Annotated in this window: 21 protein-coding genes, 1 pseudogene and 1 other annotated feature; of the genes and pseudogenes, 21 read left to right on the top strand and 1 reads right to left on the bottom strand. The window is 43.6% G+C overall.

What is annotated here, in order from left to right; genetic code table 11:
* Positions 1-96: 96 nt before the first annotated feature.
* The 15 genes from ACVS9P_RS07840 (at position 97) to ACVS9P_RS07770 (ending at position 15,128) form a co-directional block, all read left to right on the top strand.
* Positions 97-1,428, top strand: a complete 1,332-nt coding sequence (locus ACVS9P_RS07840) for a murein hydrolase activator EnvC family protein (protein ID WP_452103025.1) — start codon at positions 97-99, stop codon at positions 1,426-1,428.
* A gap of 144 nt (positions 1,429-1,572) precedes the next feature.
* The gene (locus ACVS9P_RS07835) at positions 1,573-2,916 is read left to right on the top strand and encodes a hypothetical protein (protein WP_452103024.1); all 1,344 of its coding nucleotides are present in this window, start codon (positions 1,573-1,575) and stop codon (positions 2,914-2,916) included.
* Between the two features lie 30 nt (positions 2,917-2,946).
* Entirely contained in the window at positions 2,947-3,651 is a 705-nt protein-coding gene (locus ACVS9P_RS07830; protein ID WP_452103023.1) for a response regulator transcription factor, read from the top strand.
* A gap of 29 nt (positions 3,652-3,680) precedes the next feature.
* Positions 3,681-5,150, top strand: coding sequence for an ATP-binding protein (locus ACVS9P_RS07825; protein WP_452103022.1), 1,470 nt, complete (start codon positions 3,681-3,683; stop codon positions 5,148-5,150).
* Positions 5,151-6,101, top strand: a complete 951-nt coding sequence (locus ACVS9P_RS07820; protein ID WP_452103021.1) for a DUF1385 domain-containing protein — start codon at positions 5,151-5,153, stop codon at positions 6,099-6,101.
* Positions 6,098-6,946 carry a peptide chain release factor N(5)-glutamine methyltransferase gene (prmC, locus tag ACVS9P_RS07815; protein WP_452103020.1) on the top strand — a complete coding sequence of 283 codons (849 nt, stop codon included), beginning with the start codon at positions 6,098-6,100 and terminating at the stop codon, positions 6,944-6,946. Before ACVS9P_RS07820 ends, prmC begins: the two co-directional genes overlap by 4 nt.
* A gap of 114 nt (positions 6,947-7,060) precedes the next feature.
* Positions 7,061-8,191, top strand: coding sequence for a recombinase RecA (gene recA / locus ACVS9P_RS07810; RefSeq protein ID WP_452103019.1), 1,131 nt, complete (start codon positions 7,061-7,063; stop codon positions 8,189-8,191).
* Between the two features lie 38 nt (positions 8,192-8,229).
* Entirely contained in the window at positions 8,230-8,874 is a 645-nt protein-coding gene (locus ACVS9P_RS07805) for a regulatory protein RecX (protein ID WP_452103018.1), read from the top strand.
* Complete coding sequence (gene rimO, locus ACVS9P_RS07800) at positions 8,837-10,183, top strand: 30S ribosomal protein S12 methylthiotransferase RimO (protein WP_452103017.1); 1,347 nt, start codon at positions 8,837-8,839, stop codon at positions 10,181-10,183. The genes ACVS9P_RS07805 and rimO overlap by 38 nt, the downstream gene beginning before the upstream one ends.
* A complete protein-coding gene (gene pgsA, locus ACVS9P_RS07795; RefSeq protein ID WP_452103016.1) occupies positions 10,180-10,752 on the top strand; it encodes a CDP-diacylglycerol--glycerol-3-phosphate 3-phosphatidyltransferase in 573 nt (190 codons plus the stop codon). The genes rimO and pgsA overlap by 4 nt, the downstream gene beginning before the upstream one ends.
* A gap of 89 nt (positions 10,753-10,841) precedes the next feature.
* Positions 10,842-11,741 carry a tyrosine-protein phosphatase gene (locus ACVS9P_RS07790; protein WP_452103015.1) on the top strand — a complete coding sequence of 300 codons (900 nt, stop codon included), beginning with the start codon at positions 10,842-10,844 and terminating at the stop codon, positions 11,739-11,741.
* A gap of 50 nt (positions 11,742-11,791) precedes the next feature.
* Positions 11,792-11,993 (top strand) — a binding site (T-box leader).
* Positions 11,994-12,050: 57 nt separating this feature from the next.
* Complete coding sequence (epsC, locus tag ACVS9P_RS07785) at positions 12,051-12,728, top strand: serine O-acetyltransferase EpsC (RefSeq protein WP_452103014.1); 678 nt, start codon at positions 12,051-12,053, stop codon at positions 12,726-12,728.
* A gap of 40 nt (positions 12,729-12,768) precedes the next feature.
* Positions 12,769-14,178, top strand: coding sequence for a cysteine--tRNA ligase (gene cysS, locus ACVS9P_RS07780; protein ID WP_452103013.1), 1,410 nt, complete (start codon positions 12,769-12,771; stop codon positions 14,176-14,178).
* 28 nt (positions 14,179-14,206) lie between these two features.
* Positions 14,207-14,704, top strand: coding sequence for a Cys-tRNA(Pro) deacylase (gene ybaK, locus ACVS9P_RS07775; RefSeq protein WP_452103012.1), 498 nt, complete (start codon positions 14,207-14,209; stop codon positions 14,702-14,704).
* Between the two features lie 28 nt (positions 14,705-14,732).
* Entirely contained in the window at positions 14,733-15,128 is a 396-nt protein-coding gene (locus ACVS9P_RS07770; RefSeq protein WP_452103011.1) for a hypothetical protein, read from the top strand.
* A 49-nt stretch (positions 15,129-15,177) separates the two neighbouring features.
* Here ACVS9P_RS07770 and ACVS9P_RS07765 read toward each other — a convergent pair whose 3' ends face one another.
* Positions 15,178-15,708, bottom strand: coding sequence for a phosphatase PAP2 family protein (locus tag ACVS9P_RS07765; RefSeq protein WP_452103010.1), 531 nt, complete (start codon positions 15,706-15,708; stop codon positions 15,178-15,180).
* 166 nt (positions 15,709-15,874) lie between these two features.
* Here ACVS9P_RS07765 and malQ point away from each other — a divergent pair, with 166 nt between their 5' ends.
* The 6 genes and pseudogenes from malQ (at position 15,875) to ACVS9P_RS07735 (ending at position 24,324) form a co-directional block, all read left to right on the top strand.
* Positions 15,875-17,392, top strand: coding sequence for a 4-alpha-glucanotransferase (malQ, locus tag ACVS9P_RS07760; RefSeq protein ID WP_452103009.1), 1,518 nt, complete (start codon positions 15,875-15,877; stop codon positions 17,390-17,392).
* Positions 17,379-19,709 (top strand): glycogen/starch/alpha-glucan phosphorylase, encoded by a 2,331-nt coding sequence (locus ACVS9P_RS07755; RefSeq protein WP_452103008.1) that lies wholly within the window; start codon positions 17,379-17,381, stop codon positions 19,707-19,709. Before malQ ends, ACVS9P_RS07755 begins: the two co-directional genes overlap by 14 nt.
* 104 nt (positions 19,710-19,813) lie before the next feature.
* Positions 19,814-21,136: pseudogene (locus tag ACVS9P_RS07750) on the top strand (SLC13 family permease); the annotation flags it as partial.
* Between the two features lie 37 nt (positions 21,137-21,173).
* On the top strand, positions 21,174-21,665 hold the full coding sequence (locus tag ACVS9P_RS07745) for a hypothetical protein (protein ID WP_452103007.1): 492 nt from the start codon (positions 21,174-21,176) through the stop codon (positions 21,663-21,665).
* A 53-nt stretch (positions 21,666-21,718) separates the two neighbouring features.
* Positions 21,719-22,438, top strand: coding sequence for a tRNA threonylcarbamoyladenosine dehydratase (locus ACVS9P_RS07740; protein WP_452103006.1), 720 nt, complete (start codon positions 21,719-21,721; stop codon positions 22,436-22,438).
* A 218-nt stretch (positions 22,439-22,656) separates the two neighbouring features.
* Complete coding sequence (locus tag ACVS9P_RS07735; RefSeq protein WP_452103005.1) at positions 22,657-24,324, top strand: Na/Pi cotransporter family protein; 1,668 nt, start codon at positions 22,657-22,659, stop codon at positions 24,322-24,324.
* Positions 24,325-24,383: the final 59 nt, after the last annotated feature.

Below are 24,383 nucleotides of genomic sequence, written 5' to 3'. Positions count from 1 at the left end.
TGTAAAACAAATATAGGCACTTATTTTGATATTAATTTTATCTAAAATATTCCAATCGAGAACCATCAATTTAAACGAAAGAGAGGCCTTTTTGCAATGAATCAGAATCAGCATCGCCCAATGCGGGCAATCATTGCCTTTCTAATTGCGTCGGCTATGGCGTTTACCCCTTGCTTGACAGCTTTTGCAGAGGATGCCGGTGATACAACAGATCTGGATACTTTGCGTCAGCAGCAGCAAACATATGCTGCCCAGAAAGCAGATAATGATTCGAAAATTGCCTCTTTAAAAGAGGATCAGAGTCAGAAAGAAGCGTATCAGCAGACATTACTTGACCAGAAACGCGTCGTAGAGGGCCAGATCTCTACCAGTATTTCTCAAATTGATGCATTGGAAAAGCAAATCAAAGACAAAGAGGCTGAGATTTCAGACAAGCAGGCGTCAGTCAGCGGAGATATTTCTCTTTTAAAGGAACGTCTTTATGCGCTTTATGTTTCCGGAGAAGCCAGCAATATGGAAATTTTGCTTTCTTCTCAGAATCTTAACGACCTTTCGGATAAGATTGAAGCATTGCAGATGGTTACAAAGCACGATACGGATTTGATTGACCGGCTAAAAGGAGAACTTTCAGAGGTTGAAACTGCAAAGCAGACCGTCGAATCGGACAAGCAGGAAGCAACGAATGCCAAAACGGCTTTGGATGAGCGTCAGCAAGAACTAACGCAGCTTTCGAATGAAACAGGGCAAGCGATTCAGCAGATTAATTCCTCCGCTTCTTCTTTGGAAGATCAAAATGCACAGTTAGCTCAGAAAGAGGCAGAAGCTTCGGCAGCCATTGATAGCTGGATGGCAAATTATTATGCACAGCATCAAACCACAACTCAGACGAATAACGACAATACATACCAAAACGGATCCGGTGGTTCCAATCAAGGTTCTAATAATACTTCTGACAATAACAATAATGACAATAACAACAATAACAACAATAATTCCGGAAATCAGGGGAATTCTTCCAGCAGCGGCCTGATTTGGCCGGCACCTTCCGCTTATACGATTACGACCGGATTTGAATATCGCTGGGGTGCTTTCCATAACGGCTATGATCTTTCCGGTTCCGGCGTTTACGGAACCAGTATTGTAGCTGCGGCAAGCGGCACGGTGGCTTATGTTTCCTCCGGCTTTGGAGACGGATACTATGGTTGCAGAGATGGCGGCGGATTTGGAAACTATGTCATTATCGATCACGGAAATGGTCTTTCCACTTTGTATGGCCATATGCAGTCTGTTTCCGTTAGTGTTGGACAAACTGTTTCTCAGGGACAGGTAATCGGAACCCTTGGAACAAGCGGCAGCAGTACTGGACCGCATCTGCATTTTACCGTTTATAAAAACGGTTCTGCAGTGGATCCCGGAAATTATATTTAATCTAATTGGTTTTAAAAGGACCGGGCAATTTAGCCCGGCCCTTTTTTGAATTTTATCGGCGTTTTGTATCTTTTCATATCACGAAAACCATGGTATAATTTTAAGGACCAAATTGATCAAATTTGAATGAAGGGAGATCGGAGTATGAAAAAACGAATTGCTATTTTAGCCGTTTCCCTTTGCTTTTTACTTTCTGGCTGTTCTTTTCCGGCGCTGGACCCTCAAAATCTGATGACACCGCCGCGCCCAACAGGAGAACGGGCACAGATTCATGACCTTTTGACGCAAGAGGCAGGCTCCAATGTTACCTTGAGATATCCCGGAGCAGGCGATTATCGATCTGCCATTTTGCTTCATAATATTTTTGGGGATAGCAGTGAAGAAGCAATGGCATTTTATAAAACTCCTTCCGATACAAATGATGGAAGTAAGGCTATTTCCGGAACAAATCTGCTCTTTATGACGGAGAAAGACGGCAAATGGGAATTGGCCGGAAAGTTTCAGAATGCAGCTTCTCAGGTGGATCGTGTGTGCTTTGGCGATTTGGACGGCGATGGAATAGATGAAGCCATTGTCGGCTGGGGGGACAGTACGGCGGGCCTAAGTAATTTAACCGTTTATTCTGGGAAAAGCGGAAAGATCACAGAAGAAAAATTAAGCCAGACTTATAATGAATTGATTGTTCAGGATTTTGATGGGGATGGCATTGATGAACTGATGACCATTTCAATGAATCCGCATCAGCCGATTGTTGCTTCTCTGTTTCGATTAAAAGATGGTGCAATGCAGATGATGGATAGTATAAAGCTGGATTCCAGCGTTTCTGCAATTACGAATGTGATTACCGGAGATATCAGTGCAGGACAAAAAGGCGTGATTTTGGACGGTACCATGAGTAATAATATGATCACCGAGATCCTTTACTGGGATGCAAAGAACCAGTGTTTGATGGCTCCGCTTTACGAGACAAATACGATGAAAAATTCGGCATTGCGCAGTGTTACGGTTTCCAGTCAGGATGTCGATGGGGATGGTTTGCCGGAGGTTCCGTTTGTCAGCTTGCTGCCGGCCTATGTGGGGCAGAGCTCTGATGATGTAGGCAATTTGATTTCCTGGCAGAAATATGATAGCTCCAAAGGGGTTTTTACACAGGCGCAGCTGATGGTTCGAAATTCGAGTGATGGGTATTCTTTTTCTCTGCCGGATTCATGGAGTAAAAGCGTAACAACAGAGAGAACCTATGATAGAAGCCTCACTTTTTATGAACTGGATCGGCAGAAGGAAAATTCTCGGGGAGATGCACTTTTAACGATTCGGGCGTTTTCACAGGCGGATTGGGACAATCAGAATGGAACACAGGGATATACCCAATTCCAAAAAAATGGAGATCTGGTATTGGCAGTTACTTGTCCGCAAACACAGTCATCTCTGCGGATTTCTGTTTCAGAAGCTCTAGGACGAATGAAGCTTTTGGACAATGGCAGTTGAAAACGGAGAGACGATATTGGAGGAATTAGTATGAAAAGAATTTTGGTAGCCGAAGATGAACAGGCAATCCGCGAGTTTGTTGTCATCAATCTCAAACGCGCCGGATACGAAGTATGCGAAGCTGAAAACGGAGACCAGGCATTAGAAGTTTACCGGCAGAACGATGGAAATTTTGATGTCGCAGTTCTGGATATTATGATGCCGGGAGATCACGATGGGCTTTCCGTCTGCAAAGAACTGCGCAAATCGAATGGGACGATTGGTATTATTCTTCTTACTGCGCGCACACAGGAGATGGATAAGGTCAGTGGATTAATGATGGGAGCAGACGATTATGTGACGAAACCATTTTCGCCCAGCGAGCTGGTGGCTAGAGTAGATGCAATTTATCGCAGGGTGGCATTGGCAAAAAATCGGACGGAAGAAAATTTTAAGGAAGAGCTGCATTCCGGAGAATTTGCACTGAACCTGCGCAGCCGTACTTTGTTAAAAGGACAGCGCCCGATTGAACTGACACAGGTGGAATTTCAGATTATGGAGTTCTTTTTCAGCCATCCGCAGGAAGCACTGGATCGTTCTGAAATTTTGAAGCATGTATGGGGAGAAGCCTATTACGGAGAAGAAAAAATTGTCGATGTAAATATCCGGCGCCTTCGTATGAAGGTAGAAGATGAACCGAGTAATCCGAAACATATTATAACGGTCTGGGGCTTAGGATATAAATGGGAAGCCTGAAGATTTGATTCGAGAAAGAGATGCGCTCAGTGAAGAAGAAAAACGCTTTCAGCAATAATGCAAACGGAATTGCGCGCAGATGGATTCTGAACAGCTTAGGCATCATTGTATTGATCTTTGTGGCGTTTATTATTATCTTGTCGGTAGGAGTGCGCAGTTATATCTATAACAGCATTCAAACGACGCTGGATGGACGCAGCGGAGAATTGACCAATGTATTTGCTGATTATGGCAGACGCTCTGCGGAAGAGTTCAGTACAGCTGCACGTAAATATGTAGAGAATTTTCCCGAAAAAGAGAATATGGAATTGATGGTCCTCAATTCTAACGGAAAGATTATTATTACGAGTGTTGGATTTGCACCGGATCAAAAACAGCCAATGCCGGATTATGATTCGGCACTGAATGATCCCAACAGTTATGGTACTTGGACGGGTTCACTTTCCAGCGGAGAAAAGATTTTGGCGGTTACCCGTGTCATGCATAATGATGATGGGAATACGGTGGGCGCAATTCGTTATGTGGTATCTTTGGAAAATGCGGACCGACAAGTCTTTTTAATGATCTGTGTTCTGGTCTTAATTGGACTTGTGATTATCTGCTTTGTAGTCATTTCCAGTTCCTATTTTATGCAGTCGATTTTGGAACCGATTCGGGAAATCAGCGCTACGGCGAAAAGAATTGCACAAGGCGATTTTAAAGCCAGAATTACTACTCCTCATGAGGAAGATGAATTAGGACAGCTTTGTGAAACCATCAACGATATGGCGCAGGAACTGGGAACTTCGGAACGGCTCAAAAATGATTTTATTTCTTCCGTTTCTCACGAATTGAGAACACCTTTGACAGCCATTCAGGGATGGGCAGAGACGCTGCAAAGCGGTGGTCTTGATCAAGAATCATTCAATAAAGGCATGGACGTTATCATTCACGAATCGGAACGCCTTTCCGGAATGGTGGAGGAATTGCTTGACTTTTCCAGAATGCAGTCCGGCAGAATGACTCTCGTGATGGATAAAATTGATATTTTGGCAGAACTTGGCGAAGCCGTTTATATGTTTAGTGAACGTGCCAAAAATGAACATAAATTTTTGCTGTATGAAGAACCGGAAATGCTTAGTCCCGTTTTGGGAGATATTAATCGTCTGCGCCAGGTGTTTGTCAATGTAATCGACAATGCACTTAAATATACGTCGGAGGGTGGAACGGTAAACATTTCTGCCACCGAAACCGATGGATTTATTCAGGTCATTATCAGCGATAATGGCTGCGGAATTCCAAAAAAAGATTTGCCGAATGTTAAAAAGAAATTTTATAAAGCAAATCAAACTGTCCGCGGAAGCGGCATAGGGCTTGCCCTTGCGGATGAGATTATGCGTCTGCATTCCGGCAGTTTGGAGATCGAATCACAAGAGGGGCAGGGAACTGCCGTAACCATTACGATTCCAACGCTCCAGAAGTTGGAACGCCATGTGGAAGAAGAAAGGAATCTTTCCTAGATGAATAAAAGAGCAAAACGCTATACTTCGATCGGCGGAGAAGCTTTGATCGAAGGAATCTTGATGCGCGGCCCCAAGAGAATTGAAGTTTCGGTGCGTACGCCTGATGGAATCATTGACAGCGAAGAGCTGCACTATCAGCCGCTGCGCGAAAAGTATCCAATTTTAAAAGCGCCAATTTTAAGAGGAGTTGCATCTTTTATTGAAAGCATGTCTATGAGCTTTCAGGCGCTCAATATGGCCGCAGATAAATCCGGTATGACGGATACGGAAGAAGAAAGTAAATTTGATCGTTGGCTCGAATCCCATTTCGGAGAGAAAACGAGCAATTTGATCATGACGATTGGTATGGTTTTAGGATTTGTTTTGGCAATTGTGCTTTTTATCCTTCTACCCTCGGTCCTCTTTAATCTCTTTCAAAAAGGGGTAGGAGAAGGAATTGCTCCATGGAGGAGCCTCTTTGAAGGGATTTTTCGGATTTTGATCTTTTTAATTTATCTGATTTTATGCAGTCACCAGAGTGATATTCATCGGATGTTTCGTTACCACGGAGCAGAACATAAAACTATTTTTTGCTATGAGCATGGATTGCCGTTAACCGTAGAAAATGTGAGAAAACAAAAAAGGTTTCACCCGCGCTGCGGTACCAGCTTTATGGTGCTGATGATTTTGGTGGGCATTATAGTCGGCTTCTTCATTCCGTTTACCAATCCATTTTTGCGGACATTCGTAAAATTGCTGTGTATTCCGCTTGTGATGGGACTTGGCTTTGAATTGATTCGTCTCTGCGGATTTTATGATAATCTCTTTACCAGAATCGTCGCAGCGCCGGGCCTTTGGATGCAGCGCATTACGACGAAAGAACCGGATGACTCGATGATTGAAGTCGCTATCACGGCAATGAAAGCAGTCATTCCGGGAAACGGTGAAGATATGGTGGAAGTAAGATGACAAGCCGGGAAGCATATCGAAAAGCAAAGTCAATTTTGGAAAAGGCAGGAAAAGACAGCCCTGCTTTTGATGCTGCCTGCCTTTGTGAAAAATTTCTGGGGCTTTCTAGGGAGCAGCTGCTGGTTTCGGGCGAAGCGGCCGCAGACCCCGGTGGGGTCAAAGCGTTGCTTTCGGCGGCACAGTCTCGTGCCGCCGGGCGGCCGCTGCAGTACCTTTTGGGGGAATGGGAGTTCTTGGATCTCAAACTGAAAGTGGGAGAAGGCGTTCTTTGTCCTCGGGAGGAAACCGAAGGACTTGTGCGTGCTGCGGCAGAACGGATTCCTCAAAATGGGCGTGTGCTGGATCTTTGTGCCGGAACTGGTGCTGTAGGATTGGGGCTTGCCTCTTTGCGTTCGGATCTCAAGGTCCTTTGCGGAGAAAAATTTTCCGAAGCTTTTTCTTATCTTCTGCAGAATATAAAAAGCTACCCAAACTATCAGGTAGAAGCCTATCAAATGGACCTTTTTTCAAAAGAAGATGCCGAAAGAGTAGGAAGTTTGAACGGACTTTTATGTAATCCTCCTTATGTTTGTTCTGCGGAGATTGCAGATCTTCAGTCCGAAGTGCAGCAAGAGCCCCGTACGGCGTTGGACGGCGGAGAAGATGGGTTGCTTTTTTATCGCGCGTTATGCAGCATCTGGGTGCCGCAGGTGGCTCCCAATGGAGTGGTTGCTGTTGAAATCGGCGAGCAGGAAGGACAAGCTGTTTTGAATCTTTTTCATGAATCCGGCCTTCAAAATCTGCAGCTTCTGCGGGACTTTAATGAACTTCCTAGAGTCGTTTTTGGAATTGTCCCAGATTTGTAAATAAGTTACGAATATTTGTTCGAAATATTGATTTTTAATCAATTTTCAAGTATACTTGAAAAGATAAATATGAGGAAGAGTTCCCATTGTGGACTTGTGAAAAGGAGAATGATTATGGCAACGGATAAAAATACTGCGCTGCAAACTGCGCTGGCACAGATTGAAAAACAGTTTGGCAAAGGCGCTGTCATGCGTTTAGGCCAGAATGAAGCGATGCACGTAGAGGCAATTCCGACCGGTTCCCTTTCGCTGGATTTAGCATTGGGAATTGGCGGACTTCCCCGCGGCAGAATCGTGGAGATCTATGGACCTGAAAGCTCTGGCAAGACGACTTTGGCATTGCATTGTATTGCAGAAGGGCAAAAGGCTGGCGGCAATGCAGCATTTATTGACGTGGAACATGCGCTTGATCCGATTTATGCGGCGGCTTTGGGAGTCGATGTCGACAGCCTTTTGGTTTCGCAGCCGGACACCGGCGAACAGGCGCTGGAAATTACAGAAGCATTAGTGCGTTCCGGCGCAATCGACGTAATCGTCATAGACTCTGTGGCTGCATTGGTGCCGCGAGCTGAAATTGAAGGCGAAATGGGAGACAGCCACGTTGGACTGCAGGCGCGTTTGATGAGCCAGGCTTTGAGAAAGCTTGCAGGTGCTATCAGCAAATCAAATTGTGTAGCAATTTTTATTAACCAGCTGCGTGAAAAAGTTGGCGTTGTTTACGGAAATCCAGAGGTTACTCCCGGCGGTCGTGCCCTGAAATTTTATTCTTCCGTACGAATCGATATTCGCAAGATTGAGACACTGAAAAACGGTACGGAACAGGTTGGCTCCCGCACTCGCGCAAAAGTGGTAAAGAATAAGATCGCACCGCCTTTCCGTCAAGCAGAATTCGATGTTATGTATGGACAGGGTATTTCTAAAGAGGGAGAACTGGTAGACCTCGCTGTAAAACTGGATATTATCCATAAGAGCGGCTCCTGGTTTTCTTATCAGGAACAGCGCCTTGGTCAGGGACGCGATAACGTGAAAAAATATTTTCTCGATAATCCAGAATTCGCGGCAGATATTGAGAAGCAGATTCGGGAACATGCAGATCAGCTTTATGCTCGAACAGTGCCGGTAAGAGCATCAGCTGCGCGTCCGGTTGAAGTTGCCCCCACTGCTGAAAAGGATGAGACGCCCGACGACGAGAAAAAGAAATCTTCTCATGGGAAGCCCACCAATATTGACATTGAAGCCGACTAAGAGCTTAAACTTTTTCATTGGAAAGAGGTTTCGTACGATTGGAACTGACAGCGATGGAGCCGCGTCGACATCGAAAGACCGCACTGTTTTTTGATGGGGAGTTTGCACTGAACATTGATACTGAAACACTTTTAAAATCCGGCTGGAGATTGGGACAGGAAATTTCTGATGAAGAACTGTATGCGCTGATCGAAGTGGGAAAAGAACATCAAGCTAGTGAAAAAGCACTTTACCTTTTGGAACATCGCAGTCATTCTAAAAAAGAATTGACCGATAAGATTGCGAGAACGGTGGATCGGGATGCGGCCCAAAAAGCTGCCGACCATATGGAAGAACTGGGGCTTTTGGATGACCAAGATTTTGGAATCCGCTATGCAAAAGAACTTTTTCGCAAAGGATATGCCAGACGAAGAGTGATGCTTGAGCTTTCTCGAAAAGGAATCAGTCAGGAACTGATTGAAATGATTCTGGAAAAAAATACGCCGGATCCTAATGAGCAGATTGCAAAAATTTTGCAAAAACGATATCAAAATTTGGATGATGAGAAAATTCGCCGCAGAGCATATGCCGCGCTGCAGCGAATGGGATATGAGACCGATGAAATCCGCACGGCGCTGCGGGAGGCGGTTAATGAGGAGGAAATCGATGGCGAATTCCATAGGAATGGTGAATCTGGGCTGTGATAAAAACCGGATTGATGGGGAAATTATGCTGGCATCCCTTGCAAAAGCCGGTTGGGAGATACGAGAGAATGCGGCTTGCTGTGATGTTGCAGTTGTCAATACCTGTGGCTTTATCAAAGATGCAAAGCAGGAAAGTATCAACGAGATTCTGGAACTGGCACAGGCTAAGAAAACCGGAAAGGTACGGGCAATCGTTGTGACTGGCTGCCTTGCAGAGCGGTATCAGAAAGAGATTTTGCAGGAACTTCCGGAATGTGATGCAGTCTGCGGAATCGGCGCCGACGGGCAAATTGATGCAGTTTGCAGAAAAGCCCTTTTGGGAGAGAAGACTTCTCTTTTTCCGGAAAAGACAGAACTGCCGCTTTGCGGGGTTAGGCGTCTGACAACGCCTGGTTACTACGCTTACCTGAAAATTGCAGAGGGCTGTGATAATCGTTGTTCTTACTGCGCGATTCCGATGATTCGCGGCAGATATCGCAGCCGTCCGATGGAAAGTATTGAAGAAGAAGCGCGTGAATTGGTGAAGAGCGGCGTCAAAGAGCTCATTTTGATTGCACAGGATACAACTCGTTATGGGATCGATCTTGAAGGAAAGCTGCTTCTGCCTCAGTTGATGCGCCGCCTCTGTAAAATTGATGGGCTCCGCTGGCTGCGGGTACTTTACTGCTATCCGGACAACCTCACAGATGAACTCCTCGATACGATTCGGGAGGAGAAAAAGATTGTTAAATATCTTGACCTTCCGCTTCAGCATTGCAGTGGCTCGGTCCTGCGCGCCATGCACCGTTATGGAGATCGGGAAAAGCTCACAAAGATGATTTTCAGGATACGGGAAAAAGTGCCGGATATTACCCTTCGTACGACCTTTATTGTGGGTTTTCCTGGCGAAATGGAAGAAGATTTTGAAGAACTTTGCAGCTTTTCAAAAGAAATTCAGTTTGAACGGATGGGTTGTTTTGCTTACTCCCAGGAAGAGGGGACTGAAGCAGCGGCACTTCCCGGGCAAATTGAAGAAGACGAAAAGATGCGCCGGCAGGAAATCTTAATGGAAGCGCAAATGAATCGTATGCAGGAATTGGGCGAAAGTAAAATTGGAGAGCAGATCCTGGTCCTTTGTGAAGGATATGATCAAGAGGAAAAGGCTTTCTTTGGCAGGACACAGTCAGATGCGCCGGAAATTGACGGCAGAGTATGGTTTCAGGTGCCAGGTGAAAACTGTCCGAATCCCGGCAATTTTGTAAAAGTTAAAGTGACAGATTGTGTTGACTGCGATTTAATCGGGGTACTCTCTGAAGGAGGAAATGAATGACACTTCCGAATAAGCTAACAGTGGCAAGAATGGCTATGGTACCGATTTTTGTGGTTTTTTTAATGATACCGGAAATCCCACTTCACTATTTTTGGGCATGCCTGATTTTTATGGTGGCTTCTTATACCGATCATTTGGACGGTATGATTGCCAGAAAGCAGGGCTTAATTACAACTTTCGGAAAATTCATGGACCCTTTGGCGGATAAAGTGTTGATCGTAACAGCACTGGTATGTTTTGTTCGCTTGGATCTTTGCAGTGTTTGGTTTGTGGTTTTGATTATTGCTCGTGAATTTATGGTGACTGGTGTGCGCCTGGTTGCGATGGAATGTGGAAAGGTAATTGCCGCGAATAAATGGGGAAAGCTCAAGACGGTCAGCCAGATTATTGCAGTTCTTGCAATCTTGGTTTTTCAGTCGGTGGCACAGTTCCAGCAGTTAAGTGCAGGGACCGTTGCAGGCCTTACCATGATCGGAAATCTTCTTGTGGGAGTCTGTTGCTTCTTTACACTTCTGTCCGGCGGAATTTATCTCAAAGAAAATTGGAAAATCGTCAGCGACACAAAATAATAAAAAATAATGAGGCTTTCCGAACAATCGGAAATGCCTTTCTTTTTTAAAGACAGAGAAAGCTGAGAGAGAATGAAAGGGATGATGCAATGGATATGCGAAAAGAACGATGCAAAATTTTGCATCCGGGGGCGAAAGCGGATTTTAGCCATGCATTAAAGCTTCAGGGGATTTTTAATGCGAGAGATTTAGGCGGGTATCAGACCATGGATGGACATACGGTAAAATTTGGACGGCTTTTGCGCACGGGAAAACTTTTTTCAGCAACCGAAGAGGATAAAGAGTGTCTTTTTAAATCGTATGGAGTTTCTGTGGCGGTGGATTTGCGTGGTACGCCGGAAGTTAAAAATGCACCAGACCCGGATGAACCCGGTTTTCAGTCGATCCATGTGCCGATTTTGCCGGAAGCGTCGGTAGAATCTGACCTTGAGACAAAAAATAAATCGGATGATAAAATCGGAAGCTTTGAGAGATTTTTTGCAACTCCCCAAAATGGCATTCAGGGATTGATGGAAGAGGTCAAAAATCTGGGAGATGTAGAGACTCAGATGAGAGGCATTTATTGTGAAATGGTAGAAAATAAGGTCTGCCAAAAAGGATATCACCGCTTTTTTGAAATTTTGCTGCAGCAGCAGGGCGACTCATTTTTGTGGCATTGTACTGGAGGAAAAGATCGTACGGGGATTGGTGCCATTTTGCTTTTAAGCGTACTGGGAGTGGATCGCGAAACGATTTTGCAGGATTACCTTCTTACAAACTTTTTTGTAAAGGATCGTGCAGATCAAACGGTGCAGCATGCAACCCAAAACGGAGCCTCCGAAAAGTTGGCAGAGCAGATTCGCATGCTTTTACAGGTTAAGAAAGAATGGGGAAAAGTTGTTCTGACTTCTATCGAAAAGGGGTATGGAACAGTTGAAAGTTATCTGGAACAAGCGCTTTTTATTTCTCGCGAAGAACAGCAGGCATTGCGCCGGTGGTATTTGGAATAAAAGTTAGGGGTTTACTTTTGCCTTCAAATTGCATATAATAAGATTATCCACAAAATGCTGAGAACAGAAGAAGTAACGTTTCTTTTATGCATCAGAGAGAAGAAGTCATCGGCTGAAAGCTTCTTTGGCTTAAAAAACGTGAAATGCATCTGGGAGCAGGCAGGGGGAAATCCCTGCACGGCCGGGAACCGTTAGTTTCCTCAAAAGAGAAAAATCGGAGTGGAACCGCGACGAAAATTTGCCGCCTCCGTTGCATCAAGTGATTGGTGCGACGGAGGCGTTTTTTTAGAATGGGAGGCTTAATTCCTAATGTTTCGGCAATTAAAGGAAGATTTGGATTCAATTATGGATAGAGATCCGGCAGCCAGAAATCGTTTGGAAGTTTTCTTTTTGTATTCGGGCTTTAAGGCAGTCCGCTCTTATCGAAAAGCGCACTGGCTTTTGGAACATGGACATCCGTTTTTGGCAAGGTGGCTTTCCCAGCGCGCCAGGCATAAAACCGGAATCGAGATTCATCCAGGTGCTAAAATTGGCAAAGGATTGTTTATTGACCATGGGATGGGAGTTGTGATCGGCGAAACTACAGAAATCGGAGATAATTGCACGCTTTATCAGGGTGTTACTCTGGGCGGTACTGGAAAAGATAAGGGCAAACGTCATCCGACTTTGGGCAATAATGTGCTGGTAGGTTCCGGTGCAAAAGTGCTTGGCCCGATGAAAATCGGTGATAACGCAAGAATTGCTGCCGGAGCTGTTGTTTTGAGTGAAGTCCCGGAAAACGCTACGGCGGTAGGCGTTCCCGCGCGGGTTGTGCGGATTTCCGGAGTACGGCCTACTAATTTGGATCAGGTAAATATCACTGACCCAATCGAACAGGAAATCTGCCGTATGCAGACACAGATGGGACATCTACAGAAAAAGATGGATTGTTTGTCAAAAGATTCTTTTAAAAAGAAAGAAGAAGTTGTCAATCAAAAACATGCTTGATTTGCGACTGACTTAATCATTGATAAAAAGGAGAAGCATTATGAGGATTTATAATACGCTGACGCGTCAAAAGGAAGAGTTCGTTCCGATTACGCCGGGAGAAGCAAAAATTTATGCCTGTGGCCCGACGGTTTATAATTATATTCATATTGGAAATGCCCGCCCTATTTGTGTGTTTGATGTTCTGCGCCGCTATCTGGAATATCGTGGCATGAAAGTCACTTTTGTTCAGAATTTTACAGATGTAGATGATAAAATCATCCGCAAAGCGAATGAAGAAAATAGTGACTATTTGACCGTTAGCCGTCGTTATATTGAAGAATATAAAAAAGATGCGGAAGGAATGAATGTCCGTCCGGCAACGATTCATCCAAAGGCAACTGAAAATATCGAAGAGATTCAATCTATTATTTCCACTTTGATTGAAAAAGGATATGCTTATCCTACCGAAAACGGAGATGTTTATTTTCGGACGCTCAAGGATCCTGGATATGGTAAACTGAGTCATCAGCCTTTGGAAGACCTGCAGGCGGGGGCAAGAATTGCGACTGGAGAGATCAAAGAAGATGCAATGGATTTTGCTCTTTGGAAGGGTGCAAAGCCCGGCGAGCCTTATTGGGAATCCCCATGGGGACATGGCCGTCCCGGCTGGCACATCGAATGTTCAGCGATGGCGAGACGGTACCTTGGAAAAACCATTGATATTCATTGCGGCGGACAGGACCTGATTTTTCCGCACCACGAAAATGAGATCGCACAGAGCGAATGCTGCAATGGAGTTCCATTTGCCCATTATTGGATGCATAACGGTTATATCAATGTGGATAACAGAAAGATGAGTAAATCGTTGGGGAATTTCTTTACTGTTCGGGAAGTGGCTAAAAAATTTGGGTATGAACCGATTCGCTATCTGATGGTTTCTTCTCATTACCGTACTCCGATCAATTACAGCATTGATGTGATTGATCAGTGCAAAGCGTCATTGGGGCGCCTGTATAATTGCCGGGAAAATCTTGAATTCGTGATGAAAAATGCGGCTGCAGAAGAAAAGCCGGAAGAAGTACAGGAAAAGAAAAAACTTGATTCCTATCGTGCCGCTTTTATTGAGGCGATGGACGACGACCTCAATACAGCAAATGCACTCTCCACAATTTTTGACCTTGCGCGTATCATCAATACGGATTTGAGTGCAGCATCTAATCCCAGTCGGAAATTGTGCGAATATGCGCTTTCTCTCTTTAATGAGCTTTGTGGCGTTTTAGGGCTTCTCTATCAGAAGGAAGAGACTGTTGGAGAAGATGATCAGGAGATCGAAGCACTGGTACAAAAACGTACTGAGGCACGGAAGAATAAAGACTGGAAAACAGCCGATGAGATTCGAGATACGTTAAAAGCGCGCGGAATCGTTTTGGAGGATACACCACAGGGAATTAAATGGAAACGTGCCTGAGAAGATTTTTAGCGAAAGGAACAAGCGGATGGCTAAAAAAGAAGATAAAACGAATGTGATGCGGATTTTAGATCAAAAGAAGATTTCTTATCGTCATTATGTTTATGAGAATAAAGATGGGAAAATTGATGGTGTTGCAGTAGCACAAAAGCTTGGGCAGCCCATTGAGCGCGTCTTTAAAACATTAGTGACAAAGAGCGGCAAAGAGTATTATGTGTTCGTGGTGCCGGTCGCGGAAGAACTTGATTTGAAAGCGGCGGCGAGAAGTGTTGGTGCAAAGAGCATAGAGATGATCCACGTAAAAGAGATCAATGCGCTGACCGGATATATTCGGGGGGGTTGTTCCCCTATTGGCATGAAGAAGCAGTTTCAAACGGTATTGGACGAAAGTGCAATGTCACAGGAGACAATTATTGTGAGCGGTGGAAGAATCGGGACGCAGGTAGAGCTTGCACCAAGCGATCTTATCCGCTTGATTGGAGCGAAAGCAGCGCCAATCTGCATGAAAAAATTGGAAGAATCTTAAAATAACCCAGAAAAGGGGGAACTGTTTGATGCCAAAACAAAAAAAGCCGGGGATGAAACCTCGGATAAAGTCAAAAAGTTCAGCAACTCAAAAGCATATCGGAGACCCTTTTGAAGGATTCATCGATGCTTGTGACCGCGTATTGATTCATTATGCAATGAAAAAGAAAGCGGCCGATAATCCGGCAAATAAAACAGAACCTACCGGGGGAGATTGGGGTTATGCAATCCGTGACTTTATTGCCATCGATGGAATCATGGTGATTTTAGTATTAGCTTCTCTGCGAAATATTGGGGCTGATCAGATTTTTCCCATTGTGATGGGAATTTTATTGGTGATATTATTTACGCTTGGAATTTTTCGCATGCGAGTCCTTCGCCGAAAATCGTCAGAAAAAAATCCGGAAAACGATCATTTGAATTAAATAAAAAAGGGATTGTGCTGAACAAAATCAGCCAATCCCTTTTTGTTTTTCATTTTGTAAGAGATGAATTTTTCGAAGAAAGCTTTAAAAAGTGTAGCGTTAACAATGCACAGATGAAGCCTAGCAAAAATCCACCAAGAATATCCGTAGGATAATGTACAAAAAGATACATTCGAGAAAGTGCGATTAAAACCGCAACGATTCCTGCGAAAAATCCAAAGTATTTGTTGAGCCTCCATAAAACGACTACTGCAGCAAAAGAAGTAGCGGAATGACTGCTGGGGAAAGAGTACGAGGTCGGCCTCGAAATCAGCAGGGGAATGTTTGGAAAATCCATGCAGGGACGTGGACGCATCGCAATCGGTTTGATGATGAAATTTCCAATTAAAGCGGCAGAACCAACTGCAATCAGCAGGGCAAATCCATACTTGCGGTATTTTGGCCTGATACAAAGCAGAATTCCTATAGCGATCCAAATAAGTCCGAAATTTCCAAGATGAGTGACGAAAATCATGCAGGAGTCCATAAAAGCACTGTGATGTGTCTGCAAAAACATCAGAAAACTGACTTCCCAATTCATAGATGATAAAATCTCCTTATATCTTACTTTAACTTTTTCATTTTATCACATCCGTCAAGTAATATTCCGGACATTCCTAGACAATGCGAAGGAGAATGTGGTACTCTAATAGAAACAGAAAGACCTTTTAAGAAGAAATTTTTAATGATAAAGGGAGCAAAGTGGGATGAGACGAAAACAGAAGCGGCTGCCACGCGGAGCGGGAATCCTTTTGCCAATTTCCGCACTGCCCTCTCCTTATGGAATCGGCACTTTTGGAAAAGATGCTTATCGGTTTATAGATTTCCTTTGCAGTTCCGGCGTTCCCTATTGGCAGGTCCTTCCAATGGGCCCAACCAGTTATGGAGACAGTCCATATCAGAGCTTTTCGGCTTTTGCAGGGAATCCTTATTTTATTGATCTCGATTTGTTAATAGAAGAAGGGCTTTTAACTTCGGAGGAAGTTTGCCTTAATTGGGGAGATGACCCCAGCCGGGTTGATTATGCAAAGCTTTATAAAAATCGTTTCCAAATTTTAAAGAAAGCTTTTTTTCGCAGCCATTATTTTGATTCTGCGCTCTATCATGATTTTTGCCGAGAAAATCCATGGTTGGACGATTACGCATTTTATATGGCACTTAAAATGCATTTCCATGCAGCTTCCTGGCTTTTATGGCCGGAAGAGATTCGCCGCCGTGACCCTCAGGCCCTTAGAAAATACCGAACCTTGCTTTCACGAGAAATAGAGTTTTGGAAATTCTGTCAGTTCTGCTTTTTTCACCAATGGACAGCACTTAAAAATTATGCACATGAAAAAGGAATTGAGATCATTGGAGATCTGCCGATTTATGTTTCTTTAGATAGTGCCGATGTGTGGGCACAGCCGAGCTTATTTTGTCTCGATGAAAAACTAGAGCCGAAAGAGGTAGCGGGAGTTCCGCCGGACGTATTTAGTGCCACGGGACAGCTTTGGGGGAATCCTCTTTATAATTGGAAGAAAATGAGGGAAGACCATTTCTTTTGGTGGCAGCAGAGAATCAAATTTTCCGCTGGACTTTTTGATGTGATTCGGATGGATCATTTTATTGGCATTATCAGATATTATGCGATCCCTTATGGAGAAAAAACCGCCGAGAACGGACATTGGGAAAAAGGCCCCGGAAAAGCACTGTTGGAGGCAATTTCGCCTGCCCTTCAGAACAGCAGGCTGATTGCAGAAGATCTGGGAGTTGTGGTGCCGGCAGTAACGCGCCTACGAAAAAACTTTGGATATCCGGGCATGAAAATTTTGCAGTTCGCATTTGACAGCGGCCCTAAAAATCTTTATTTACCCGACCATTATGAACAGAACTGCGTTGTTTACTGCGGGACGCATGACAATGAAACGATGTCCGGATTTTTTGCCCATCAGAAATCGGATGTTTTGAGCTTTGCAAAATCGTATCTAGGGGTCCACAGCAAAAAAGAGCTTAACTGGGCTTGTATTCGAGCAGCTTATGCCAGTACGGCAGATCTTGCAGTGATTCAGATGCAGGATCTTTTGAGTCTAGGGAATGAAGCGCGTATGAATTATCCTTCGACCATTTCTGGAAACTGGTGCTGGCGTCTTGAACAGGAACAATTGAGTTTAAAATTATCGCAAAAACTTTGGCATTATGCTGAACTTTATGATCGTAAAGGGGGCATTTTTAATGAACGCATATGAAGAAACTATTTTGCAGAACCTTTCGGAAGAAATTTCTGAGGATTTCTCAAAGGCAACGCCAAAAGAAGTTTATACGGCAGTTTCGAAAGCCGTGATGAAACAAATTTTTTCAACTTGGGGAAAAAAGCAGGAGGGGAAAAAAGCTTGCTATTTTTCCGTTGAGTTTTTGTTGGGAAGGCTGATTCATTCCAACCTTTTAAATCTGGGACTTCTTGAAGAGACGGAAAACCTGCTCAGACAGCACAAAATTGATCCAAAAATATTCGAGGAAATTGAAGACGACGCATTAGGAAATGGCGGCTTGGGACGGCTTGCGGCCTGTTTCTTGGACAGCGGCGCCACTCTTGGAATTTCACTTAATGGATATGGAATCCGCTATCGCTATGGGCTATTTCACCAAACTTTTTCTTACGGAGAACAGAAGGAGGAAGCCGACAATTGGCTTGCTTTTGGAGATCCGTGGAGCGTTCGCCGAGAAAATGAGAGGGTACAGGTGGATTTCGGAGAGGAAAGTGTCTGGGCGGTTCCCTATGATATGCCGGTCATTGGATACGGTGGAAAAACGATTAACACGCTGCGTTTATGGCAGTCGGAGCCGTTGCATCCATTTGATTTTGAGCTTTTTAATGGACAGAAATATGAGGAGGCAGTAGCGGAGAAAAATGCAGCAGAAAGAATTTCCAGTGTGCTTTATCCAAATGATGATACCGATGAAGGGAAGCGTCTGCGGTTAAAACAGCAGTATTTCTTTAGCAGTGCGTCGCTCCAAAGTATCTTACGGGAATTTAAAAAGTCTTACGGCAATGATTTCAAGAAACTGCCGGAACAATATGCAATTCAGCTCAATGATACGCATCCGGTTGTTTCAATTCCGGAGCTTTTACGTCTCCTGATAGCAGGCGAGAATCTTTCTTTTGAAGAGGCATTTTCAATCGTTCAGCAGGTCTTTTCTTATACGAATCATACGATTATGGCAGAAGCATTGGAAAAATGGGATGTGTCGCTTTTTTGCACCGTTTTGCCTCAGGTTTATCCATATGTGGTGATGCTGCAAAATCGCCTTCATCATGAAATCGGGAGCAATCCACAAAAAAATTTGGATCATTATAACTTGATTGCGGACGGAAAAATTCATATGGCAAAGATGGCAGTTTATGCAACCCATTCTGTCAACGGAGTTGCAAAGATTCATACGGAAATATTAAAGAAAAAGGTGCTCAAAGAATGGTATGATCTTTATCCGGAACGATTTCATAACATGACTAACGGTGTGACACAGCGCCGCTGGATGGCACTGTGCAATCGGGAACTTTCTAAATTTATTACCGACCGTATCGGCAATGGTTGGATTACAAATCTTTCTGAGCTCGAAAAATTGATTCCTTATGCAGATGATCCCGATTCTTTAAAGCAGTTGATGCAGATAAAAAAAGAAAAGAAAAACCAGCTTGCGGATTATGTTTATCGAAAGGATCATTTTGGGCTCAATACCGAAAATATTTTTGATGTTCAGGTAAAACGCCTTCATGAATATAAGCGGCAGCTGCTCAATGCTTTTTCAATTCTGGATCTTTATTACGGATTAAAAGAGGGAAAAATTAAAGATTTTTACCCTACCACTTTCATTTTTGGCGGCAAGGCGGCGCCGGGATATGATCGCGCAAAGGGAATTATCAAATATATTAATGAAATTGCCGACCTGATTAACTATGATGATGCAGTCAACCGGAAGATGCAGATCATTTTTGTGAGCAACTATGGGGTTTCCTATGCCGAAAAGCTGATTCCTGCGGCGGATTTCAGTGAACAGATTTCTACGGCCGGAACCGAAGCAAGTGGGACCAGCAATATGAAATTTATGATGAATGGCGCGGTAACGCTGGGCACTTATGACGGTGCCAATATTGAAATTGTGGAGCAGGCAGGGGAAGAGAACAACTATATTTTCGGTGCCCGAGTAGAAAAATTGGAGGCACTCGGAAACAATTATCATCCCCGTACCCTTTATGAGCGGGAGCCGCGTATTCGTAAAGTGATGGATTCTTTGGTAAATGGTACGGTAACAGATGGCGGCAGCGGAATTTTTGAGGAATTGTATCGTTCCATTCTCGACGGTGCTTCTTGGCATCGGGCAGATTATTATTATTTGCTGCTGGACTTTTTGCCTTATTGTGAGACCCGTCTGCGCGCGAATCAGGATTATCTGAGAGACCGGATGAAATTCACCAGAAAATGCCTTTTAAACATTGCTCATGCAGGGGCGTTTTCCAGCGACCGTACTGTTTCGCAGTATGCAAAAGAAATTTGGAACCTTTAATTAACCGGATTTTTGTGCCTTTTCAAAGTGGTTTTTATTTTGTGAGATTTGGCAAAATCAGCAGAAAATTTTATTGACTTTTTACAAGAAAGTGTTAAAATGAAACGGCTAATGAAAAAGAGAAGCAATATCTAAAAAAGAAAAGAAGAGGTGCTTATATGACAAGTCAACAGATAATAGCGATTGTAATTTTTCTGGTGACAATGGCTGCTGTCATGACAGAAAAAGTTCATCGTGCTGTAGCCGCAATGGCTGGTGCGGTTCTGATGATTTTGTTTCACATTCTGGATTTAAGCGACTGCGTTTCTCATGTAGATGTAAATACGCTTGGCGTATTAGTCGGAATGATGATTTTTGTGGCTGTGGTTAAAAAATCCGGAATTTTTGAGTATGTGGCAATTAAATCAGCAAAGCTTGCAAAGGGAAAACCCTGGCGAATCATGGTATCGTTTGTCCTGATAACGGCGATCCTTTCTGCATTCTTGGATAACGTGACGACGGTTCTTTTGGTAGGACCAATGACTTTGGCGATTACCGGAATTTTGGGAATTAATCCGATTCCATATATGATTTCGGAAATTCTGGCTTCTAATATGGGTGGTACCGCAACCCTGATCGGTGATCCACCAAATATCATGATTGGCAGTGCTGCCGGACTTGGATTTTCGGATTTTTTGGCAAATACAGGCGTCCCGGTTGCGATTATCCTTGCATTAACGCTGCTATGTTTTCGGTTTCTCTATGTAAAAGAGATGCAGGTCGATCAGGGAGCAATGGATAAAGTGATGAGTTTGGATGAAAATGTGGCCATTCATGATAAGACGTTGATGATTAAGAGTCTTGTTGTGATGGCTTTAATCGTTCTCGGATTTATTCTACATAGTCAGACGGGCATTGAATCCGGGGTTGTTGCAATGACGGGCGCCGTTGTAATTTTACTGATCGGAAAACAGGATGCAGAAGACATCATTCTGAGCGTGGAATGGTCAACAATTCTGTTCTTTATTGGTCTGTTTATAGTGGTCGGCGGTTTACAGGAAGTCGGAGTTATCAATATGCTCGCTCAGATGATGGTCAATGCAACGCAGGGGAATATGGTGATGAGCTTACTGATTGTTCTCTGGGCTTCTGCATTTATTTCGGCATTTTTGGATAATATTCCATTTGTTGCAACAATGATTCCACTCATTTTAACGATGGGACAAAGCGGTATGAATATTACACCATTGTGGTGGGCACTTTCTCTGGGCGCGTGCCTTGGTGGCAATGGTACATTGATTGGCGCTTCTGCCAACGTGGTGCTTTCCAGTATTAGTACGAAAAACGGTTATCCGATTACTTTTAAGAGCTTTACAAAAATAGGCTTCCCGATTATGCTGATGTCAATTGCAGTCAGCACAGTCTGGCTGCTGCTGCGGTTTGCTTAAAGAGCGAGCCAATCAAGGAAAGGAGTAGTTACGAATTATGAACTGCAATTCGATCAATGGAGATGTTATCGACTTGACGCTGCGGCTGATGGGTGCGACCCAAATTCGGGAATTCCCTAGTTTTATGCATATTGTGGATTTCAATTTGGGAGACGGTGTGATGGTAACATATGTCTTCAATATTACACGTGAGGATAAATATTTTTTGCAGCGGGTGAGACCTTATGCAATTTCTCACGGAAAGTTTGCGAATGTACAGGAAATTATTGCATTTATCAAGGATGATATCGAAAAATTCCGGAATGCAAAAAAGAGCCGCAATTTTCCTGAATTTCTCGAAATTTTCGAGAAAGAACATCAGTTTTTAGAGGATATGGAAGATCTGTTTTTGACACATAATATTGATAAGGCAATGCTGGAAGAAATTAAAGATGACATGCAGCTTGTCATGAAGGAAGTACAAAAGGTTGAGGCACCTGAACTTCCGGAATTACAGCAGACGCATCCTCATGTGGATGTTGAAAAATAAAGGCATCTGTGAATAAGAGACAATAGGACATTTAAAAACGGGATGTGATAGGGATGAATGAAGAACAATTTTCAAGGACGGAATTACTGATTGGTCAATCAGCAATCGAAAAGCTTCACCAATCTTCCGTGATTGTTTTTGGGGTCGGCGGAGTTGGGGGTTATGCAGCGGAAGCCCTTTGCCGCAGTGGAGTTGGTTCATTGACTTTGGTGGACCCGGATACCGTCAGTGTTTCGAATCTGAATCGCCAGATTGTAGCAACTTATCAGACACTGAATCAGCTGAAAGCCGAAATGATGGCCAAGCGTCTTCTTTCCATCAATCCGGCTGCTTCTGTCTTTTCAATTACTAAATTTTATCAGGCAGAAAATGCGGAAGAGTTTGGGCTGGATTCCTATGATTATGTCATTGACTGTATTGATACAGTATCCAGTAAGCTGCTGTTGGTGCAAAATGCTAAAAAGGCAGGTACGCCGATTATTAGTTCTATGGGTGCGGGAAACAAATTGGATCCTACCGCATTTCGGGTGGGAGATATTTACGAAACGAAAGTATGTCCGCTTGCTAGGGTGATGCGCCGAGAATTAAGGCAGAGAGGAATTGCCTCTTTAAAAGTCGTCTATAGCACGGAGCCGCCAAGAACACCCTTACAGAGTGATGAACCAGCATCCCCCGGAAAGCGGCAGACACCTGGCAGCATGCCATTTGTTCCTCCTACAGCGGGATTGGTTTTGGCGAGTGCAGTTGTGCAGGACCTGACACAGGCATGGTAGATATTGCATTAATAACTTTATATTAGTAAATATGATATTATGATTTTGAATACTGCAGAGAAATATTTTATCAGTTTCTGTTTTATAATTCTAATTAAGAATATTAATTCTTTAAGTTTGTACTATGATTTTAGAAGAGTTTTGTTATAAAAAGTTTATATAAAGGTTAAAAATAAAATATTTGTATTAACTAAATAAAAATGATTGGATGGAACAGAATGGGATTACAAAATGTCATGATGCTCCTGTGCGGACTTGGACTCTTCCTTTATGGTATGAATCTGATGGGTGAAGGACTGGAACTTGCCGCCGGGTCAAAGCTCAAAAACATGATCGAGCGCCTGACTACAAATCGCTATGTTGGTGCACTAGTAGGATTAGCAGTTACGGCCGTTATCCAGAGTTCCTCGGCAACTACCGTAATGGTGGTCGGTTTTGTTAATGCTGGTGTGATGTCGCTTTCCCAGGCAGCCGGCGTAATTATGGGCGCTAATATTGGGACAACGGTTACAGGGCTTTTGATTGCAATTCGTCTGAATGACTTAGCTCCAATTGCAATCTTTTTGGGCGTGATTGGCGTTCTGTTTATTAAGAAGCACAATCGCAAACATATTGCGCAGATTATTTTAGGATTTGGCATTTTGTTTTTCGGCATGACAAATATGAGTACAGCGATGGCTCCTTTGGCTCAGGATCAAGGTTTCTGCAATCTTCTTGCCAGCTTGAGAAATCCGCTGTTGGGTCTCTTGGTTGGTTTGGGTATTACGGCAATTATTCAAAGCTCATCTGCTTCCATTGGTGTCTTGCAGGCATTGGCGTCTTCTGGCGCTATCGGATTGGGTTCTGCAGTATATGTCATTTTTGGTCAGAATATTGGTACCTGTGCAACGGCTTTGCTGGCTTCTATTGGTACGACAAAGACTGCACGGCGTACAGCAATTGTACATTTGCTTTTTAATGTAATTGGTGCTGTTGCTTTTACCCTGATTTCTTATTTTACTCCTTTTGTGTCGGTGATTGAGGGCCTTGCGCCGGACAACCCAATGATGCAGATTTCGTTAGTGCATATTTGCTTTAATGTGACGACAACGGCAGTTTTACTTCCGCTTTCCAATCACCTTGTAAATCTTGCTTGTCGTCTGGTACCCGGAGTAGACCAAAAGCTGGAAGCAAGACGGCTGCAGTATCTGGACGAGCGTATTTTAAATACACCTCCAGTGGCAGTTAGCCAAGTAATCAAAGAAGTCATCCGTATGTCACAAATTGCACGCTCAAACTTCCTTTTGAGTATGGATATGATTTATAAACGTGATGCGGATCGTATACCGGAACTGGAAGAAAACGAATCCATTCTTAACTTTTTGAATAAAGAAATTACTGCTTATCTGGTAAAGATTAACGGATTAGAGCTGGAAGATCAGGATCGTGAAACGATTGGCGCGATGTATCATGTGGTAAATGATATCGAGAGAATTGGCGATTACAGCGAAAACATCTCGGAAGAAGCTCAAATTGTAGCAGATGGAAAAGCAATTATGAGTGATGCGGCAATAGCGGAACTCAAACAACTGCAGGAAAAAGTGTTAACGGTATTTGATTCTTCTATAGAGCTTTTTGCAGATGGCGGTTCGAAGCAGGATCTTGGATTTGTAGTCAATAAAACAGAAGAACAAGTGGACGAATTAACAGAATATCTTAAAATGAATCATATTGAACGTCTTAAGAGCGGGGAGTGCTCTCCTCAGTCTGGTTCAGTTTATAATGATTTGCTGATTAATTTGGAGAGAATTGCAGATCATGCTACCAATGTCGCATTTTCGGTTCATACCGGAAAACCTTTAGCGAAGTTGCCGGAATTAGCCATGGCAGGAACTGTAGCGAAATAATTTTTACAAATAAAGGGACAGGACGAAAAATGGTTCGTTCTGTCTCTTTCTCTTTTTAT

The sequence above is a fragment of the Caproicibacterium sp. NSD3 genome, from assembly GCF_053613275.1.
The sequence above is the reverse complement of the archived record's forward strand: the minus strand, read 5'-3'. Positions and strand labels throughout refer to the sequence as shown.

Excerpts from the sequence above, each read along its gene's own strand:
- ybaK (WP_452103012.1), top strand. The coding sequence starts at position 14,207 with ATGGCTAAAAAAGAAGATAAAACGAATGTGATGCGGATTTTAGATCAA.
- malQ (WP_452103009.1), top strand. The coding sequence starts at position 15,875 with ATGAGACGAAAACAGAAGCGGCTGCCACGCGGAGCGGGAATCCTTTTG.
- ACVS9P_RS07790 (WP_452103015.1), top strand. The coding sequence starts at position 10,842 with ATGGATATGCGAAAAGAACGATGCAAAATTTTGCATCCGGGGGCGAAA.
- ACVS9P_RS07740 (WP_452103006.1), top strand. The coding sequence starts at position 21,719 with ATGAATGAAGAACAATTTTCAAGGACGGAATTACTGATTGGTCAATCA.
- ACVS9P_RS07830 (WP_452103023.1), top strand. The coding sequence starts at position 2,947 with ATGAAAAGAATTTTGGTAGCCGAAGATGAACAGGCAATCCGCGAGTTT.
- ACVS9P_RS07820 (WP_452103021.1), top strand. The coding sequence starts at position 5,151 with ATGAATAAAAGAGCAAAACGCTATACTTCGATCGGCGGAGAAGCTTTG.
- recA (WP_452103019.1), top strand. The coding sequence starts at position 7,061 with ATGGCAACGGATAAAAATACTGCGCTGCAAACTGCGCTGGCACAGATT.
- rimO (WP_452103017.1), top strand. The coding sequence starts at position 8,837 with ATGGCGAATTCCATAGGAATGGTGAATCTGGGCTGTGATAAAAACCGG.
- ACVS9P_RS07745 (WP_452103007.1), top strand. The coding sequence starts at position 21,174 with ATGAACTGCAATTCGATCAATGGAGATGTTATCGACTTGACGCTGCGG.
- ACVS9P_RS07770 (WP_452103011.1), top strand. The coding sequence starts at position 14,733 with ATGCCAAAACAAAAAAAGCCGGGGATGAAACCTCGGATAAAGTCAAAA.
- ACVS9P_RS07755 (WP_452103008.1), top strand. The coding sequence starts at position 17,379 with ATGAACGCATATGAAGAAACTATTTTGCAGAACCTTTCGGAAGAAATT.
- ACVS9P_RS07735 (WP_452103005.1), top strand. The coding sequence starts at position 22,657 with ATGGGATTACAAAATGTCATGATGCTCCTGTGCGGACTTGGACTCTTC.
- ACVS9P_RS07765 (WP_452103010.1), bottom strand. The coding sequence starts at position 15,708 with ATGAATTGGGAAGTCAGTTTTCTGATGTTTTTGCAGACACATCACAGT.
- prmC (WP_452103020.1), top strand. The coding sequence starts at position 6,098 with ATGACAAGCCGGGAAGCATATCGAAAAGCAAAGTCAATTTTGGAAAAG.
- ACVS9P_RS07840 (WP_452103025.1), top strand. The coding sequence starts at position 97 with ATGAATCAGAATCAGCATCGCCCAATGCGGGCAATCATTGCCTTTCTA.
- cysS (WP_452103013.1), top strand. The coding sequence starts at position 12,769 with ATGAGGATTTATAATACGCTGACGCGTCAAAAGGAAGAGTTCGTTCCG.
- epsC (WP_452103014.1), top strand. The coding sequence starts at position 12,051 with ATGTTTCGGCAATTAAAGGAAGATTTGGATTCAATTATGGATAGAGAT.
- ACVS9P_RS07835 (WP_452103024.1), top strand. The coding sequence starts at position 1,573 with ATGAAAAAACGAATTGCTATTTTAGCCGTTTCCCTTTGCTTTTTACTT.
- pgsA (WP_452103016.1), top strand. The coding sequence starts at position 10,180 with ATGACACTTCCGAATAAGCTAACAGTGGCAAGAATGGCTATGGTACCG.